General features: G+C 46.5%; 12 protein-coding genes. 1 reads left to right on the forward strand and 11 read right to left on the reverse strand.

All coding sequences use genetic code 11. From position 1 onward, the window contains the following. Window positions 1-210: 210 nt before the first annotated feature. The 11 genes from lipA to QME03_RS05695 form a co-directional block, all read right to left on the reverse strand. Window positions 211-1,116, reverse strand: a complete 906-nt coding sequence (lipA, locus tag QME03_RS05645) for a lipoyl synthase (protein ID WP_273113685.1) — start codon at window positions 1,114-1,116, stop codon at window positions 211-213. Between the two features lie 301 nt (window positions 1,117-1,417). After that, window positions 1,418-2,890, reverse strand: a complete 1,473-nt coding sequence (locus QME03_RS05650) for a PepSY-associated TM helix domain-containing protein (protein WP_281723744.1) — start codon at window positions 2,888-2,890, stop codon at window positions 1,418-1,420. Between the two features lie 773 nt (window positions 2,891-3,663). Continuing rightward, window positions 3,664-3,921 carry a hypothetical protein gene (locus QME03_RS05655; protein ID WP_281723745.1) on the reverse strand — a complete coding sequence of 86 codons (258 nt, stop codon included), beginning with the start codon at window positions 3,919-3,921 and terminating at the stop codon, window positions 3,664-3,666. Between the two features lie 394 nt (window positions 3,922-4,315). Beyond that, complete coding sequence (locus QME03_RS05660; protein WP_281723746.1) at window positions 4,316-6,418, reverse strand: hypothetical protein; 2,103 nt, start codon at window positions 6,416-6,418, stop codon at window positions 4,316-4,318. Window positions 6,419-6,434: 16 nt separating this feature from the next. Further along, window positions 6,435-7,388, reverse strand: a complete 954-nt coding sequence (locus QME03_RS05665; RefSeq protein ID WP_281723747.1) for a hypothetical protein — start codon at window positions 7,386-7,388, stop codon at window positions 6,435-6,437. Between the two features lie 21 nt (window positions 7,389-7,409). Then, window positions 7,410-9,092 (reverse strand): ABC transporter ATP-binding protein, encoded by a 1,683-nt coding sequence (locus tag QME03_RS05670; RefSeq protein ID WP_281723748.1) that lies wholly within the window; start codon window positions 9,090-9,092, stop codon window positions 7,410-7,412. 129 nt (window positions 9,093-9,221) lie between these two features. Continuing rightward, window positions 9,222-10,142: an NAD kinase gene (locus QME03_RS05675; RefSeq protein ID WP_281723749.1), complete on the reverse strand. Its 921-nt coding sequence runs from the start codon at window positions 10,140-10,142 to the stop codon at window positions 9,222-9,224. Between the two features lie 375 nt (window positions 10,143-10,517). Then, window positions 10,518-10,997, reverse strand: coding sequence for a 2-C-methyl-D-erythritol 2,4-cyclodiphosphate synthase (gene ispF, locus QME03_RS05680; protein WP_025816604.1), 480 nt, complete (start codon window positions 10,995-10,997; stop codon window positions 10,518-10,520). Between the two features lie 233 nt (window positions 10,998-11,230). Continuing rightward, complete coding sequence (gene porV, locus QME03_RS05685; protein WP_110370028.1) at window positions 11,231-12,418, reverse strand: type IX secretion system outer membrane channel protein PorV; 1,188 nt, start codon at window positions 12,416-12,418, stop codon at window positions 11,231-11,233. Window positions 12,419-12,692: 274 nt separating this feature from the next. Further along, on the reverse strand, window positions 12,693-16,244 hold the full coding sequence (porU, locus tag QME03_RS05690; protein ID WP_281723750.1) for a type IX secretion system sortase PorU: 3,552 nt from the start codon (window positions 16,242-16,244) through the stop codon (window positions 12,693-12,695). A gap of 206 nt (window positions 16,245-16,450) precedes the next feature. Continuing rightward, window positions 16,451-17,068 carry a fumarylacetoacetate hydrolase family protein gene (locus tag QME03_RS05695; protein ID WP_273115393.1) on the reverse strand — a complete coding sequence of 206 codons (618 nt, stop codon included), beginning with the start codon at window positions 17,066-17,068 and terminating at the stop codon, window positions 16,451-16,453. Between the two features lie 359 nt (window positions 17,069-17,427). On the opposite strand from QME03_RS05695, the gene QME03_RS05700 reads away from it, so the two are divergent. Continuing rightward, window positions 17,428-17,971: phage integrase SAM-like domain and Arm DNA-binding domain-containing protein (locus tag QME03_RS05700; protein ID WP_281723751.1), on the forward strand; the 544-nt coding region annotated here is incomplete at its 3' end.

Genomic DNA, 17,971 nt, shown 5'->3' on the forward strand with positions numbered 1-17,971 from the left:
TAAGTTTAGGAGCTTATAAATCTGCGAGCTGATGAGTTTGTGAGTTTATAAGTTTTGGAGCTTATAAATCTGCGAGCTGATGAGTTTGTGAGTTTATAAGTTGATGAGTTGATGACTTTACGAGTTAACTTTGTGTTAAGCGAAGCCATTTTTCACCTTTTCAGCCTTTCACCCTTTCACCTTTAAAACCCTTTTCATCCTTTCATTTTTTCACCTATTATCTTTCCCCTCCAACTTCTTTTTTCGCACCAACATACTAATAAACGACTGCTCGGCCATGTACGAAGAGCGCACCAGAGGAGCACTTTCAGCGTTGTCGTAACCAATGCGCACAGCTGTTCGTTTATATTCTAAAAAGATATCGGGATGAACATATTCCACCACATCCAGTTGTTTATCGCTCGGTTGAAGATACTGTCCAATAGTAATCATGCGGCATCCCACATCATAAACCTCCTGCAAAAGGGCCTTCACTTCCTCTTGTGTTTCGCCCAATCCCACCATTATTCCAGTTTTGGTAATAAACCCACGCTCTGCTATCTCGCGCAAAGTACCCATGCTATTACGATAAGTGGCACGATGGCGAACGCTTGGTGTGAGCCGTTCAACCGTCTCTAAGTTATGTGCAACGATGTCTGGACCAGCCTCCAACACTGTTTTCAACTCCTCACCTCGATAATCAGGGATGAGCACTTCTATAATCATATCAGGGCAAAACTCTCGTATTCTGCGTATGGTTTCAGCCCAATGTGCCGCCCCTTTATCGGGTAAGTCGTCGCGGTCTACCGATGTTATCACACAATGCCGCAGTTCCATAGCCTTCACGCTACGTGCAATTTTCAACGGTTCGTGAGGGTCGGGGGGCAAAGGATGGCCCGTCTGAGTGGCACAAAAGCGGCAAGCACGCGTGCAACGGTCACCCAATATCATAAAGGTGGCCGTTCCGCTCTTCCAGCAATGCCCTTTATTAGGACATTTACCACTACTACATATTGTGTGCAAACCGTTCTCTTCGAGCGTTTTTTCTACAAATCCGTATTTCTCTCCACCCTCAATTGTGGTGTAAAGCCATTTTGGTTTTCTAAGATAAGGTTTGCGTTTAGATTGTTCTTCCATTGTATGCGCAATTAGGCTGTTGTTAATGATGAGCAGGGCGCGCCATGTACAACGCACATGTGGTGCCAACTGCGGCGCAAAGATAAAGTTTTTCGCGTGAAAGCAAAAGACAAAAGGAAAGATTTTTAACTACATTAATGCCATTTCAAACCTTTACCGCTACCAACCTGCTGTTTAACATCCATATCACTCCATCGCGCTGCATGCTATATCAGCGCTAAACATTAGCGAAGCACTGCTCTTCTTTCGCCCTTGGGTTGACTCTTGCATTGCTATACTCCACCCTTCGGCAAGCCCTCGCCTATGCTTCGTTGGCCTTTTGGCGTTTCTTTTCGTTCATTCGAACGCGTATTTTCCAACCCGACCACAAACACCAAAGAATGGCCAAACCAATAATAAAGACGTAAAGCACGGATGTAGGACCAAGGAATGTGTACATACGGCCGGTGTGTATCTCTAAAGCCACATTGCGAAGCGACATCGGTAACGAGGCCATCCATTGGGGCATAGGCACTAAGTCGGTGCCTGTGCCATAGTTTACCACGCACTCGCCATGGGCAAAGTCGCTGCTAAAACCCGACACAGCGTTAGCCCCTACGGGCGGCCCTTGCACCACTTGTGCGGGCATCTCTGTGAAATAGTCGATAACCATGCCCGTGCTGCGCTGCCATATATACAAGCCACTAAACGAGCCTAGCAACCAATAATCGCCATCCATGGTCTTTTGCACATTGAGCCCCATCACACTAACGGGTGGCTGAACCACCAGTTTGCTTGGCGCAGACGAGAGTGTAGACAGCGAATAAAAGCCATCCGAGGTATAGAGTAGCCAATCGTGCATGCGTTCGTCCCAACGAAGCGACCGCAGTTTGTCGTACCACACATTGTCGGCACTGGTTTTTGTGAAGGGTATTGCAGGGGCTTTAACACTGGCCACCAATAAAAGTAGTGGCGGACGAAGCATCCAACCTGTGGCGCACACCAGCAAGGTTAGTACTAGGGTGAGTCTTCCCACACGGTCGTGCCACGAAAACAGCCACTGTCTTGCAGCCATATGCGCCTTCTTCCCCATACGAGGCAACAGCCAATACACCACTCCCGACAGACATAGAAACATGAGTACTAACCCTACGACATCCACTATAAGCTTGCCAACCAGCCCAAACAGCTCGCCACTGTGCAGCCACCAAATGGTGCGAAAGAGGGTGAAGCGGGGTGCTTCGTCATTGGGCGCGGCCAATTCTATGCTCTGAAAGGTGCGATAAGGTGCACGAGCAACAAACACTTGCGAACGCGTTGTCACCACAAGCGTATCGCCACGTGTGGCCATATCTACAATACGGTCGTCGTGCAACAAAGCTAAATTCACTGCTTGCCATGTTTTTTGCTCCGAAAGACAAAACAAACCATACTGCCCTGCTGCGAAAAGTTCGCCCGAAGGCATCACGGCCATACCGCGAATGTTGCGATTGTCCACCCCTTGAGGAAAGCCTCGATTAAAGTCCATAAAGGCTTTGGCACTGCTATCGGTAAGCCATACACCAGCATTACCATACACCAGCACCTTGTTGCGCCATTTAATGGTACCACGCATCAATCCGTTGTTCCATTTATCAAAGCGATATTGCTGTGGCAAAAGATTACGCCCCACGTTGATATGCGAAAACACCGAGGGATGGTTAAGCACAATCCCCGACACGCAAAACATCAATAAGAAGAAAGCAAACACCAATCCAAAGTAGCGATGGTGCTTTATCCATTTACTTTTTTTCACCCTTTTGTTGCTTGTTTTTATCTTTGGGCATGCCTTTACTCATGTGTTAAGCCTCTATTTATGTGCAATACGTGGCCATACGGCCCTTATTGATTAGCAGCTAACCACAAATGTAGGCCAAATGCCGCACAACGCTCATTGGGCACGCCCTTATTTATAGCATACAAAAATAAGAAAAACCACTGACTTAACAAAATGTAAGTGCCAAAAAATGGTGGGATGGCTGGCTTATCAACAAGATATAACAAACAGCGATGCTCACCATCAATACCTTGTCTGTGCCCCGTTCACAAGCACTACGCCATTAGCTTATCTTTGTTTTGCCCTCACGTTCGCCATTTGGATGAAATAACGGTCTCTCCTAGCAATTACGGGTATCTTTAAAGATGTTGTTCTGCTGGTTTAGATGCTTGTGCTTTACTTAGCCTTATTTAGACTTCTCTGTCATATCACGTACAAAATTGTAAATTATTCGGCAGAAGATTTAACATTGTGAGTGCGTTTAAATTCAGCAAGTGTCCATTAGCTCGCAAAAAATCGATTCTCGCGGAAGTTTGTTGGAACAAAAAAGGGGGATGGTTGGCAACTTTTGAAAAACGAAATATAGTAGCAAAAAACCGCCATTTTAACAAAATTATGACCTATTTGCACCAAAACGCAAGGCTAACTCCTACAAAACGCAGTGCTAACTCCTACAAAACGCAGTGCTAACTCCTACTAAATGCAGTGCTAACTCATGCAAAACGCAAGGCTATTTGGTGCAAAACGCAACACTAATTGCTGCTTTTTGCACCATGAAGAGTTACTTTTGACTCACCCAACACCGAACTTATTACGACTTTTTGAGGCAAAAATTGTCTTAAAAAGGGGTTTTTAGCAAAAAAAATAGTGGTTTTGGAGAGGTGAAAATCGTGAGCAGGCGAGCAAATAGAAAGGCAAAATGGTGCAAAACGCAAAAGAAAGGCCCAAATTTGATATAAAACAAAATGCAAAAGACTAAAATTTGGGGCAAAAATCAGTGTTTTAAGCATATTTTTTCGCTAGAAGGGGTGCTAACAGAGAGTCTTGTTTGTAAATTATTTTTACCTTATTAACAAATAAGGAAAGAGAAACAGGCTTGCCAGTCAAACACAATGCCCCTAGCGTTTGGGATAAAGCCACCGCCATCGTGCAACATTCTTTTTGGCTACTGCATGGCCTATTATGGCAGTCGGCAAAACTTCTAGTCGCACAATTTTAAGTTTAGTAAACAGTGGTCTAGCGATGCCCCTCCCAACATATAATCTTCCGCGCTAATACAATGCTTTGCAGGAGAGAGACAGTGTGTGTTGAGATGCTTATCCCCAAAACCAAGCCTATCATAAAAACACTTTCGCCCTACTTTCCCCCTCAGTTAACGGGCCGAAAGCAGGGCGAAAGCAAAGTTTAGCGCATTCTTTTTGTTATAAATTCGTGCAAGATGTCGCACTTAGTGATATAATCGGGTGGCGTTTTCAGCCCCTTAAGATATTGCGCAAGATTGGTATATCGGTTATAAATGGGTTTACAATCGTCTAACCCTTCAAACCATTCACCCGACGTGCATAGGCTTCCTACGGAGAATTGAGCATACGACATGTGGGCCAAGGCAAACATACTCTTCAGCTTTAGCTCGGGGTTCTTGCTCTTTTCGCTTTGTAGCAGATAGCGTTCGGCCTCGGCAACAAAGTCTTTTTCGTAAGTACGCACCGAGTCGTAAGCACTAACATAATCGCGTGTTAGAAACCAACAATCGCCATAGACAGACGCTTGGAAATAGCGCGAACCAAGCACATAGGCCACTTCGGCCTGCACTTCCTTATTTCGTGCCAACTTATAAGTGCTCAACAGTTGCAACATATCACGACAGTACTGCACCTTAACATTGTCTTTCCCACCATTATTCATAACGGTTTTTACGGGTCGGGGTCGGGGTGTAAACCATCTATCGGCCTTAAAATCGTTGTTAAGCGCATAGTCGTTATACCCTTTAGCGCTGAGATATTTAGTTCCCACCTTCTCTAAATAAGGGATAGCCTCAGCAAAATTTCCCTCACGCAAGAAGGCAGTACCGATAAGGTCGTTAAAGCAATCAGGGTTTTTATATGCCCTCGACACAGCCAAACGAAGCAGCGGATCGGAAATATTAGCATTGAGATAGCTGTAATAAGCAATCATTTGCTTAGCAGTGAGCGAATCGAGCGCCATGCCATATTCCCCCCATATAAGGGATAGACCAGTCTCCTCATTGTCTTTGTAGTATTCGGGCTTGTGAGGATGGTCCATGAAAGCCAACAACGCCAAGCGCTCATTAGTCGTGGTCTTGGTGTTATAACGCGGAATGAGATAGTTGTACATTATATATTCCATCACCTCGCTATAATATTCGCCCGCGCTGGAGTAGCTCACTTTCTTGCTATTTTCGTCGGAACAATCCATGAGCCATTGCAGTTCGCCCACAATATAAGCCGAATAGGCGTCGCCCAAAGGTTTGAAACCCGTAGAAGCCAGCAAGGCAATGCTTCGCGCGCAGTGCTTAGCACGCTTAGAGCCATTAAGTTTTTGCGCCTCTTGTGCACATTTAAAGGCCTGTTCGGGCTTATTGTTGTTAAAGTATAACATGGCTTGCGCAGCCTTCCACATAGCTTTATCGCGCACAGCAGCATTGTGAAGCACATCGGTTTCAATCATTTGTAGCAGTTGCTTGGTATCATCGGCATTAACCTGCTTTTCGTCTTGCTCTTCTATATACCTTCCGTAACCAATTTCCCAGCCATATCCACCGTTAACATAGCATTGCAACAGATAGGCCAAGGTTGGCGAATTGGGGTCTTCTTTATAAACGCGCTTGATGCCAGCAGGGTTACGATAGTTTCGCATAGCCCACTCCATGCTCTCCCAGTCGCCTTGTTTCACATAGATATCGCAAGCCTTTCGCCATTGTCCCAAGTTAAGGATGGCATTGGCATAAAGGCTGTGCATCATGTCTTTAAATACACTTTCGGGCAGTTTTGAGGCATTAAGCACCCAATATTCTTGGTTGGCCTGATAGTCTTTAAGCAACATATTGGTGCGCATTAACAATAATGAGAACTGCGGCTTTAAGCGTTCGCCACCATAAGCCTTAGCAGCACGCTGAATAGAAAGCAAGGTGTTGCGTCTTACTTTCAATTTTTCGGCACTGGGATATTCCCAACGCGATTGCATATCATCGCAAATCTTGTTGTATTTGATGGTATTGCGCAGATAGAGCTGCATTTCTTCATCTTTTTTTCGCTTTGCAGCAAGCATCAATCGGGCACAATCTTTATCAAAATAATAATTCCATGGTGCATAACGTTCTTGCCATTCGGCCGAAAAAGGCGTTTTATCGCCAGTATACGCGGCCCAATATTTCATCAAGCGCTCGTAATTGCTGTACGTATAATCGTTCGAGTAGATAGAGAACACCTCTGCTAGGTGTTCATCTCCCATATCTGCACAAGCCCAAGTCTTGTTATTAACAAGCATAAGGCATGCCATTAAGCTAAGGGTTATAAATTTTTTCATAGGTGTGGAATGGATATTTTGTGAGGTTCCTATTGTTTACATCATAAAGAATTATCTCGTTGTGCACATCGGGTCGATGCTTCATTATCAAGTATTGCACGCTTTGTAAGTCGGTGAGTGACGTTTCGCGCACGGCAATGGTGTCGGTTGGTAGCACAGGATATTCGTCTTTGGTATGAATTAAGCCAACAAACCTACCTCCGCGAAACAAGGCGCGCACCCTAAACAGAGGGTAAGCAGCATTGAGAGGCAACGAATAAGCACGCAAGCCGCTGATGTATCGGCGCACCACATCGGGATCGAGAATGGGTCTTTGATAATCAAGCTTCCTAAAATCGCCTGTGTTGTAGAGCATCAAAGTGCCTTTATCAACAGGCGGAACAGGCATAGCCAACTGGTGCAGACGGATGGTAACAGAGAGTTTAAGCCCAGCTTGCTCCACCATTTTATGCAACTGGCGAAGAAAGTCGAAATAAATGTCTTGCGTTTGCTTGCTCCAGTCGCAATCAATCTGTATTTCTTTCACGTTTCTAATGCCGTGAGTCTCGTTCATTTGGCAAATGCGCTGCCACAATTGTTTGGCAAAGGTGGCTGGTTGGCGCATGCAATCGTTGGTAATAAACACCGTTGGGATTATCTCCATGCCCTGTGGAACCGAGTCGTTAAAGGTGATGGTGGCATTGGGTAGTGGGTCTTTATCAGGGTGTTTCACCACATCAAAATAGCGCACATAGAGCCTTTGCACCCCATGTTGGTGGTAAAAGTGGGTTTTAAGACTGTCGTTAACAAAGGTGGTGCTCCAATAATACAATGCTCGAACAGGCGTTTGGCGTTTATTGGAGCAAGCACCAAGCAGCAAAAGCAGCCCAACCAGCAGGGCCAGGCGTGCTTTAAGCGTATGCTTTACGTGAGTTGTTTTTACCCTGTTCATGTGCGTTTGGTTTTGGTTAGATTAGTTGGTTTCAAGTCGTTCCAATCTCAAAGTCTGGTCAGAATAGTCCACCACGGCCAGTCTGTGTGTGATAAAGATAATCGTTTTATCGCGAGTGGCCAGAATGTTGCTCAGCAGTTGGCGTTCGGTTTCGGGGTCGAGAGCACTTGTTGCTTCGTCGAAAAGCATAATGCTACGGTCTCTTAGCAAAGCTCGGGCAATGCCAATGCGCTGCGCTTGCCCTTCACTCAGTCCACCACCCAACTCACTGCACACCGTGTCAAGGCCCTGTGGCAACTCCATTACAAAGTCGGCACAACTTTTATGCAGTGCAGCAATCATCTCTTCGTCAGTAGCAGCGATGTTGCCAAGCCTTAGATTGTCTCTAATTGTTCCGCTCATGAGCGTGTTGCCTTGTGGCACATAAACAAAATTGCAGCGCATGAGCGAGGTTAGTTCGCGCGAAACGCCTTTATCGTTATAAATGTTTACGCTGCCATGAGTGGGCGACACCAGAGCAAGCAGCAACCGAATGAGTGTGGTTTTGCCAGCTCCCGTCTCTCCAAGCACAGCGGTACAGCTGCCCGGTTTGAAGTCGAAGCTGAGGTTTTGCACTATGTTTCGCCCTTCATCGCTATAAGCGAAGGTTACATTATTGAGTTTTAGCCCGCATGGTGCTGCCACATATTCGGGTTTTCCTTGTTGTTCAAGTGGATTTTCTTCCAATTCCATTAAGCGTTCTGCAGCAGTAAACACCGATACAAACGCAGGAGCGAGCCTTGTGAGATTGCGTGCAGGGTTTTGAATACGGTTAACGAGTTGCAAGAAAGCAGTCATGCCGCCAAAAGTAAGGGTGTGGTCGGCCAGTCGGATTGCAGCCCAGAGGAATGCCACAAGATAGCCAACAGCAAAGCCGAAGTTGAGAACCACGCTAGAGAAGACCGAGAAAACTGTGCGTCGCACCACGTGATGGCGCAGTTCGCTTTGCGTTTCGCCGAGCTTGTTCACCATCATGTTGTCGCTTTCAAGTGTTTTGATAAGCATTCGGTTTTGAATAGTCTCTTGCAAAACGCTTTGAACCTTACTATCAGAGTCGCGCACCTTGCGTGTCAATCGTCTCATTTGGCCCACGTAAGTGCGAGAGGCCAGCACAAAGATAGGCAGAATACCCACGATAATCATGGCCAACACCTTGTCCATAGCAAAGAGATAGAAGAATGCTCCCAAGAACATTGCGAGCACAGAGAGCGAGGAGGGAATGGTTTCGGTTAAGAAAGTAACCACCTGGTTAACGTCTTGTTCAAGTCGGTTGAGCACATCTCCCGAGTGAAAAGCCTCTCGTCCATGCCATTGCGACTTGAGAAGTCGGTCGAGCATGCGTTGTTGCATGCGGTTTTGAGCCTTTATTCCCAAGAGGTTTCGCACCCAAGTGCTGGCAATAGAGAGCGAGAAATCGGCCAAGATAAACATACCCATCAATCCCACAGCCCAATAAATAGAGCCAGGAAGTTGTCCCGAAGCCACATCAATAGCATGCTTCACGGCCCACACCTGTGCCAAACTCACCACCACTTGCAACACGCCGATAGAGGCATTAAGCATTGCTTGCAGCCTATTGCCTTTCCATGCCAGCCACAACCAACGTAGAATGGTTTTGGCAGCGTATTTATTATCGGGTATTCTAAGCAGTGATTTTATTCGCATTTCTGAATGTTTTAGGTGAGATGGTGTTGTTGTCTTTGCCGTTGTTATTGATAATGGCTGGCGTTATCTTTTTATGATTATCCAAGAGCGATGCCTTAGCATAGTTAGCTTGGAGGTGTTGAGGGGGCGTTATTGCTCGTCGGCCTCGTTGTTTTGCATGTCGTGATTGCGATTATCAGCCCCCCACATCATTTTATTTCTTAGCGTTGCGAAATAGGTTTGGCCTTCTCGTCTAACCATTTTCACCACGTAAGGTGCTTTACAGATACGTATATCAGTGCCTTGCACCAGTTTAGTGCTGCGCCCGTCGATAGCAATAAGGTAATTGTGCGACCTACTTTCTACACGCAAGTGCAACTCAACGTTTCCTGGCAACACGATGGGGCGCACATTAAGACTATGTGGTGCCACCGCTGTTAGGCATATAGCGTTAGTTCCAGGCACCACTATCGGTCCACCATTAGAAAGGTTGTAGGCCGTAGAACCAGCTTGTGTGGCTACAATAAGTCCATCGGCTTGGTAAGTTACCAGCTGTTCGCCATCTACACACACGCCAATGGTAATCATAGAAGCATCGTCGCGTTTAAGAATAGCAATATCGTTTACGGCGAAAGGGTTTCCTCCGAAGGTTTCTTTTCCAGCCTCAACCATCATCACCGCATGCTGTTCAATTTTGTATTGCCCACTAAAGATATCGTTTAATGCTTCTTCGGCTTCGCTTGCTGGTATTCCTGCAAGAAATCCTAAACGCCCCATATTGATGCCAACGATTGGTATTTGCTTATGCCCTACTCGCCCCGCGGCCCTCAAAAAAGTGCCATCTCCACCCAGCGACAAAGCAAATTGGGCGTCGAAATCGTTGCCAACGAAAGGTGTGAGTATGCAGTTGGGCAGGTTGCAACAGCCCTTTAGATAGCGTAGAAAAGGTTTATCAACATATACTTCGGCGTTGTGCTGCGCCAAACAATGTAGCACTCGGGTTAGTGCTTGCTCGTTATGTTGCTGACATTCGTTGCCAAATATGGCTATCTTTATGTGATTGCTGGGCATGGCAGGGGCTTTAATTACATTCTATTGGTGTGCTTTGGACGTGGATTGTCATTGTGTTTGATTTCCTTTTTACCATCGACACGCGTCTAATTCCTTTCTTGCAAAAGTAAGAAAAAAAGGCGAGAGCACGGCATTTATTCTGCAAAATATGTAAATGATACAAAAAAAGGAGACGTCTTTGCGTACACATGCAAAGACGTCTCCCATATTTGTTCACTGCCACAAGCCTTTGACTAAAGCATGCCAACAGGTAAAAGAGTGGCAAAAGGCCACATTTTGCAAGCGCAATAGCTCTGCAAGTAAACGTTTTTTTATTGATGGCCACTAACCAAACACCAGTAAACGTTCTGCCTGTTGCGCGCTAGATCAACTCAATTACATCTTTTCGATAAGAGCTGTGGCATAAGCAGCCATGCCTTCTTGCCGCCCAACAAAGCCCATTCGTTCGGAAGTGGTGGCCTTTATCGATACCGCATCTGGGTCTACCCCCATCAATTGGGCCATGCATTGCTGCATAGCAGGGATGTGAGGATTGATTTTGGGCTGTTCGGCACACACGGTTGCGTCTACGTTTCCTACGCGATAGCCTTTCGTGCCAATTAGTTCCACGGTTTTTTTTAGTATCACTTTGCTGTCCATATTTAATGTTTCGTTGGCCGTATCGGGGAAATGATAACCAATATCGCGCATGTTTGCCGCTCCAAGAAGTGCATCGCAAATGGCGTGTATCAGCACATCGGCATCGCTATGCCCCAACAATCCCACAGTGTGGGCTATGCGTATGCCACCCAACCATAGTTCTCTATCTTCCACCAAGCGGTGAACATCGTATCCAAAACCTATCCTGTAATTCATTTTTTAGTTTTTTGTTATTGCGTTTATTGAGTTGGCGAGTTTATTGAGTGCTTTAGTTGGCGAGTTTATTGAGTTTATGAGTTGCAGAGTTTCTTGGTTGTTGGGTGTATTAGTTGGTATTTTTAAACCTATTAACTCGCAAGCCTCAAGGTTCACATCCTTCGAGTCTTAAATATTTCATTGGTAAAGCGTTCAATAACTCACCCCACTCATAGCCTCAAAAACATTAAAACTCACCTACGTTTAAACAAATCTTTCAATCCGTCCATATCAAATGTAAGCGAGAAACGCATGGTTTGGTCTAGCGGATTGCTCTTAGCCGTGGCGATAACATAACCAGCATCGAGCGTGAAAGCGCTCATTTTGAAGCCAGCTCCAACAGTAAAATACTTACGATTGCCTTTATTGGCACTCTCGTGATGATAGCCTGCGCGCACACTAAACTGGTCGTGGTACACGTATTCGGCACCAACGCTCAGACTAATCTCATCCAATTCTTCTTTAAAACCGCCAGGTGCATCGCCGAAACTCTTGAAAATGCCGCCTATAGACGACACATCATAGTAGTTTTTTTGCACACGGCGCTGATAATCTTCGGTTGTCTCGCCATCGTTTTGGTGGGGATAAGTGGGCACCAACAGTTTGTTTGCATCGGCAGCAATAGTAAAACGGTTGTATTCGTCTACGGGAATCATGAGCGAAGCACCCAAACGAAGGTTGGTAGGAATAAACTCGCTGTTGGCGTCTTCGCCCATTGTTATCTTGCTTCCGATGTTAGAAATGTTCATACCAACACCCAATTGGCATTCGCGTTGGCCCAGATTAACGTAGTTTTGATAATACATACCAAGGTCGGCTGCGAAAGCCGAGCCGGGAGTTGTATTATCTGTGTAGCTATATGTAAGGTCTGAGTATATCCAACGCACGCCTGCAGCGATAGAAAATTTATCGCTTAGCATGAGCGAATAGGCCACATCCACCGACATTTCGTAAGGACGAATGGTGAGCGAAGGTGCTCCACTGCCCCCACTAGGTCCGTCGTAGGTTGACACTTCGCCCAAAGAGAAGTAGCGAATACCAGCAGACAGCGCCGCATAGTCGCCAATACGATAATAGCCCGACATGTAAGCAAGACCGATATCATTAACCAATTGGCGCAGCCAAGGCGTATAACTCAGTCCCACTCCGGCCCTTGATATGGCGAAAGGATATTTAGCTGGATTCCAAAACTGCGAATAAACGTCGGCCTCTGTTGCTGCTCCCACGTCTCCCATACCTGCAGCACGGGCGTCGGGTGCGATACCTTGCGAGGTTACTGATGTTCTCACAGGGTTGAATATCTCCTTTTTGTCGTCGGCCCAAGCCGTTGTTGCGGTTACTATTAACACGCATGCCAGGACGATACGTTTGTAATTGGTCATTGATTATATGTTTATTTAATTGACATGTTGACGAGTTCACAAGTTTTTAGGTGCACAAGTTAACGCATTTACCTGTTCTTTACTTGGAAAAGCTCTCAAGTTGCACAAGTTAACAATACTGCTTCAATGCTTATTATTTACTTGATGTTGGGCAAGAGCTTGTTGCTCGGTACTATTGATAAACGCAAGGTTGCGTTTTTTATTGTTGTAAGAGTGCAAAGACGTTTAAAGCTTTTCGCGATTAATACATCGCAACTGTACACCGAAGCCCTTTTCATCGTTTGCCTTGCACAATAAGTTTGCGTGCTTTAGATATCTTGGTGTTGCCTTGAGCCGAGATTTTGGCACGATAGAGATAAACACCAGCAGGCAGCACACCGCCATTAGTATCCATCAAATTCCAAGTACGGGTATAGTTTCCCACGCTTTGTGTACCTTGTTCTTCGCCTATCCACAAGCGTTTGCCTGTTAAGTCGAACACTTCAATGGTAACATCCACGGGCATATTCCCCAAATCGTGACTCACGATGAAGGTTGTGGCAGTGGTTGCGGGGTTTTCTGTGGCATCTATCCGCAAGTCATCGTCTGGCATTCCACCCACAATATTAAAGTCGAGTGTTACTTGCGACGTATTATTTTGTACGTCGCTAGCCCTAAATTGCAGTTTATGTTTGCCTGGCGAGAGTGTAGGAATATTAAACATCACTGTGCCTTCGGTGTACGAACCGAAGGAGAATGCGAAGTGTTCGTTGAGGTTATAGGTGGTGTTCATATTGCCATCCACCACCAATTGCATGTTGTGTCCGATGCCACTTCCTGTGGCATTGAGTCCGTCTTTATCCGAAATTTTAGCAACAAAGAGCGGTTGCGCCGTTACATTTCCGCCATTTGTAAACGAGGTGGAATTGAGATAACAATAGATCGACGGTCCAATCGAGTCGTTGACAATCATTGATCCGCTGCCGATGGTGAAGCGTTCGTAACTTCCGTTGGCCCTGCTGGTGCGGTCTTTGTTTACAGCAAAGAGCGTTACAAGCCCTGTTCCGTTGTCGTTGTCCACATCTCGCGGAAGGGGAAAGCTTAGTTTGAACTTACCATTGCGCACGCTGTCGGCTCCATTAAATATTGTATTCAGGCGGTCGGAGTAAACAAAAGGTTCGTCTGCGCCATCGTCTTCGGATTTGTTATTGAGTCGTCCCACCAGTCTTTGCTTACGATCGCGCACGGTGGCACTAACCACTCCCACAAAGTTTCCATTGCCTTCTACATGTCCTACGATGCTGTTCACCTTTCCAGCTGTGAGCATTGGTAGCGACGAAGCATGCACCGAGCTGCCATTGATGCTATCAATCACCACCCTTTCGGTGGCTCTTTTGATGGCCAAAGCAGGGTCGCCAAGCAGCGAATACTGCAATTTGTTGGTGGTTCGGTCTTGTCCATCGGTTATCATAAAGTTCTTTGCCAGACGCTGGGCCTCGCCAAAGGTCATGGGTTTTCCACCATTATCGCTTAGCAAGAAATGCAGATAAGCCATATTGATACGCTTATTATAATAGGCGTAAACAGTGCGTGTGGTACCAAAGAAGGCCACTGCGCCACCATTTTTATTAAGCACAGCGGTTTCGCCAATAGTGGGCACGCTGCCATCGAAGGGCATAATGTCGCACGAAGCTGTTATCCAGAGCGGTAAATTGATATTAGAGAAGGCTTTGAAATCATTGAGACGAAGCACCGACTCGTGCGAAATCTGGTCGGTTCGTCCATGTCCCACGTAGTTCATTATCAATGCTCCTGCAGCCTGTTGTTGTTTGATAAGCGTAGTAACCTCAGGATAAGTGTGGCCAGTTGCGCTGTTTTCGCGTTTAAACAAGTCCCACATCACCTTACGAATTAGATATTGTGGATGTTCCACCGCAATGCTATCGGCCATTTTATTGGCATCGTCCATGTGCAAATTGTCGTTGCCATCGTCGCCCATAAACATGATTGTGTTTTGCCAAGCGCCAGCATTATCGTTTTTTGCATAGGCAATAGTTTTGTCTACCATTGTCTTTGCATCGCTGGGAAGCACCACGGGAAATCGTCCAACGGCCACATCCTGCAAGTCATTTCGTTCTAAGTCAATCCCTTCGCCATCGTCTAGAAGGGTGAAAAAGCCATCATCAACGTAGCAAGTTATCTCGTTAAACGAGTCTTCGCTTTCAAAACACAACAAGTAATCATCAACACTCGCTGTGCGCCAGTCGGCTGTATTCATGCGATTATCCCAAGCACAGTCGCCAAAGAGCAAGAGGTATTTGGGTTGGTCGGCCTCGTTTTCAGCCCTATCGTACAGCATTTTAAGATATCTTCGATAGGCATTGGCATCGGGTGTGCCACTAGCGAACTCGTTATACAGTTCGTCAGCGGGTACGATTTGCACGCGCATTGCATCGTGTTGTTCGTGAAAAGCCTTAAGTCTTTCGGCTTCTTGTCTTAGCTTTTGCGACGTGGGAATAATGATTACCATGTCTGCAGCGCCATGGGCATGCAGATTTTGGTTGGTGATGTTGTGCACATACTGAGCCGCGGGAATGTCGGCAGCATGCAAGTTGGGGGCTGTTCGGGGTGAGTTGGATGCGATAGAGATGAAATCGAGCCTTGCAGCACCGCCTTTTGTCACTTCAATTGTTACCTCGTTTTTGGCCTCAAACTGCGCCACATTAATGGTAAAATTGGTTTTATTGCCTTTATCGTAATGGGTAGGGATGTTTACTCGCATCTCTCCCAAGCGCTGTCCGTTAAGACTTACCACTGCTGTTGTGGCCGTGCCTGCCGATAACGCCACGGTGATACTTCCACCAGCGCCAGCCACAGGTGCGTCGATAGTGTAAGTTTTCTTTGTACCTTGAGCGATGGGCGTGTTCTCAAAGAGGTTTCTTCCGCCCTGATACCAAGCGAAATTGTCTATCTCGTGCAGTGTGTGATAATCGTTTGGCGAGGGATAAAAGCTGCTAACAAAGGTATTTTCGTTCACCAATAGCGGTTCTTCGCTGGTTTGTGTGATGAAGTAATAACCGTAATCTGAGTAGGGATTGCGTGTACGCACGGTCGCATTGTTGCTTTCCCAACTCACAGAACCTTTGGCATAAAACAATCTTTTACCATCTACAATACAGGTAGGCACTTCTTTTAAGTCGTCGCTTGCTTGCAGTTGCGCTACCTCCAACATTTCGTTTTGCAAATTACCGCCATAACCATACACCTTTATCTTGCTCAAATCGTTGAACCCAGCTTGCCTAATAAGGTTCTCGGTTATTTGATATACGCCACTGGCAGGCACGCGTATCTTTGCCCATCGGCCATTGGCGAGCACCGAGTTTTGGACATATCTACCAGCGCGAGGAGCCACTCTTGTAAGCGTTTGTTCTCTTTTATATGCGCGTTTCAGGGCTTTGGTCTCCACTTTGAGCATAAAACCCACCAGCATTTGGTATCTATTGTTGCGAAACACCAGCGGACAGAAGCCTATATTCAATATAGCCTGCTTACGAGAGGTTACAATGCGCTGTTCTAGTTTGGGCATCTCGGGCAATGCAGCCCCCCAGTTAGCATTGTAGTTGGCTATATCGGCACGAGTCATCTCGGCAAATTCGGGATACACAATACTTACTGTGTAAATAGAATCTTGATGATTTTCGGGCAAGGGAATGGCATAACCAAAATGAGGCCATATGCTGTCGACCCGCACTTGCTCGTAAGTGAGGTTGAAAAATCGCTGACTTTGCACGCCTAAACAGGCGATGAAAAGCAGCAACAATATGATTGTTCGTTTTATTATATGCATGTATGATTGACAAGTTTACGTGTTAACGTGCTATCAGACGTGTACTAGCGACAGGGAGAGTAAACCATAAGCGTTGGTTGTTTGCCATTCATAGCAGGCCTTAACTCGATTAACACGGCCAGCCACCCACATTTGCGGTTCTAACCGCTTATGCATACTACCACATTACTTACTTCTTGCCACTAAGTGGCTTACTCCTTACCACCCTATTTACACCGCACGTCCAGCACCTTTTGGTCTTCTAGATAGCCTTCAAGAAGGTCGCCAATGGCAACAGGACCAACACCCACAGGCGTACCCGTATAAATAAGGTCGCCCGTTTTTAGGGTAAAGAAACGACTGATGTAGGCCACAAGCTCGTCTACCTTAAAAAGCAAGTCGCTGGTGCAGCCCTCTTGTACCGTCTTACCGTTTTGGTCGAGATGAAAATGCAACGCATCCACACTTCTAAAGCGTTCGATGGGGAGCCATTTACCTAAGGCGGCCGACCCATCGAAGCCCTTGCACAGCTCCCAAGGCAACCCCTCGGCACGCAATTTTCTTTGCAAGTCGCGTGCGGTAAAGTCTATTCCCACCGTCACGGCATCGTAATATCGATGGGCGAAACGCTGCGATATGCATTTGCCCAATCGCGAAATACGCACCACGAGTTCTGTTTCGTAATCGATACGCCCCATAAAATCGGGCACAAAAAAAGGCTTACTATCTTTTAGCAGCGCCGAGTCGGCTTTGGTAAACACCACGGGCGTCTCTGGCTTATATAACGTTCCGTCCAACTCTTTATTGTGTTGGGCGTAGTTCATTCCTATTGCGAATATTTTCATTTGCTGTTAATTTCAGTGTATTTAACCCTACAAAGTTACTACAAAAAAGTGAAATGCGGAAAGATATAGTGATAGAATTGAGTTACAAGGGTTTCAGTTGTGCTTCCGATTATTCGTGAAGCCATCGCAATCACCCCTAAAGCCAAATCAGGACGCCGCTACGTTACTTGTCCGTAACCATGCCCGAAAAGGCGACAAACGGACACGGATAACGAAACAAGGCGTTAAGGATTAGTGAGTTATTGACAACCCACGCAACAAATCCGGTTACGGAAAAAGATTGCGCCGTTCCTCCCCGTTTTGCGTACCGGCGACGGACTCTTCACCGACTAATTTTGAACCTAAAAAAATTAAGGACGATGAAGAGTACATTTTCAGTAATCTACTACCTCAAACGTCAGGTAGTGAAAAAGGACGGGACAGTACCCGTCATGGGACGCATCACGGTGGACGGCAGCCAGACGCAGTTCAGTTGCAAACTGACCGTCGATCCCAAGCTGTGGGACACCAAAGGGGGACGTGTCACGGGCAGAAGCACGGCGGCACTCGAAACGAACCGCATGCTCGACAAGATGCGTGTGCGCATCAACAGACATTATCAGGAAATCATGGAGCGTGACAATTTCGTCACGGCGGAGAAGGTCAAGAACGCCTTTCTCGGACTGGAACACCGCTACCACACGCTGATGCAGGTGTTCCGCCAGCACAACGAGGACTACGAGAAACAGGTGGAGGCTGGCATGAAAGCCAAAGGCACGCTCCTGAAGTACAAGACCGTTTACAAGCACCTGCAAGAATTCCTCACCATCCGCTACCGCGTGAAGGACATCGCGCTGAAAGAGCTTACGCCCGCTTTCATCTCCGACTTCGAGATGTTCCTACGCACGGACAAGCACTGCTGCA

Source organism: Hoylesella shahii (assembly GCF_937990675.1).
Lineage (GTDB): Bacteria > Bacteroidota > Bacteroidia > Bacteroidales > Bacteroidaceae > Prevotella > Prevotella shahii.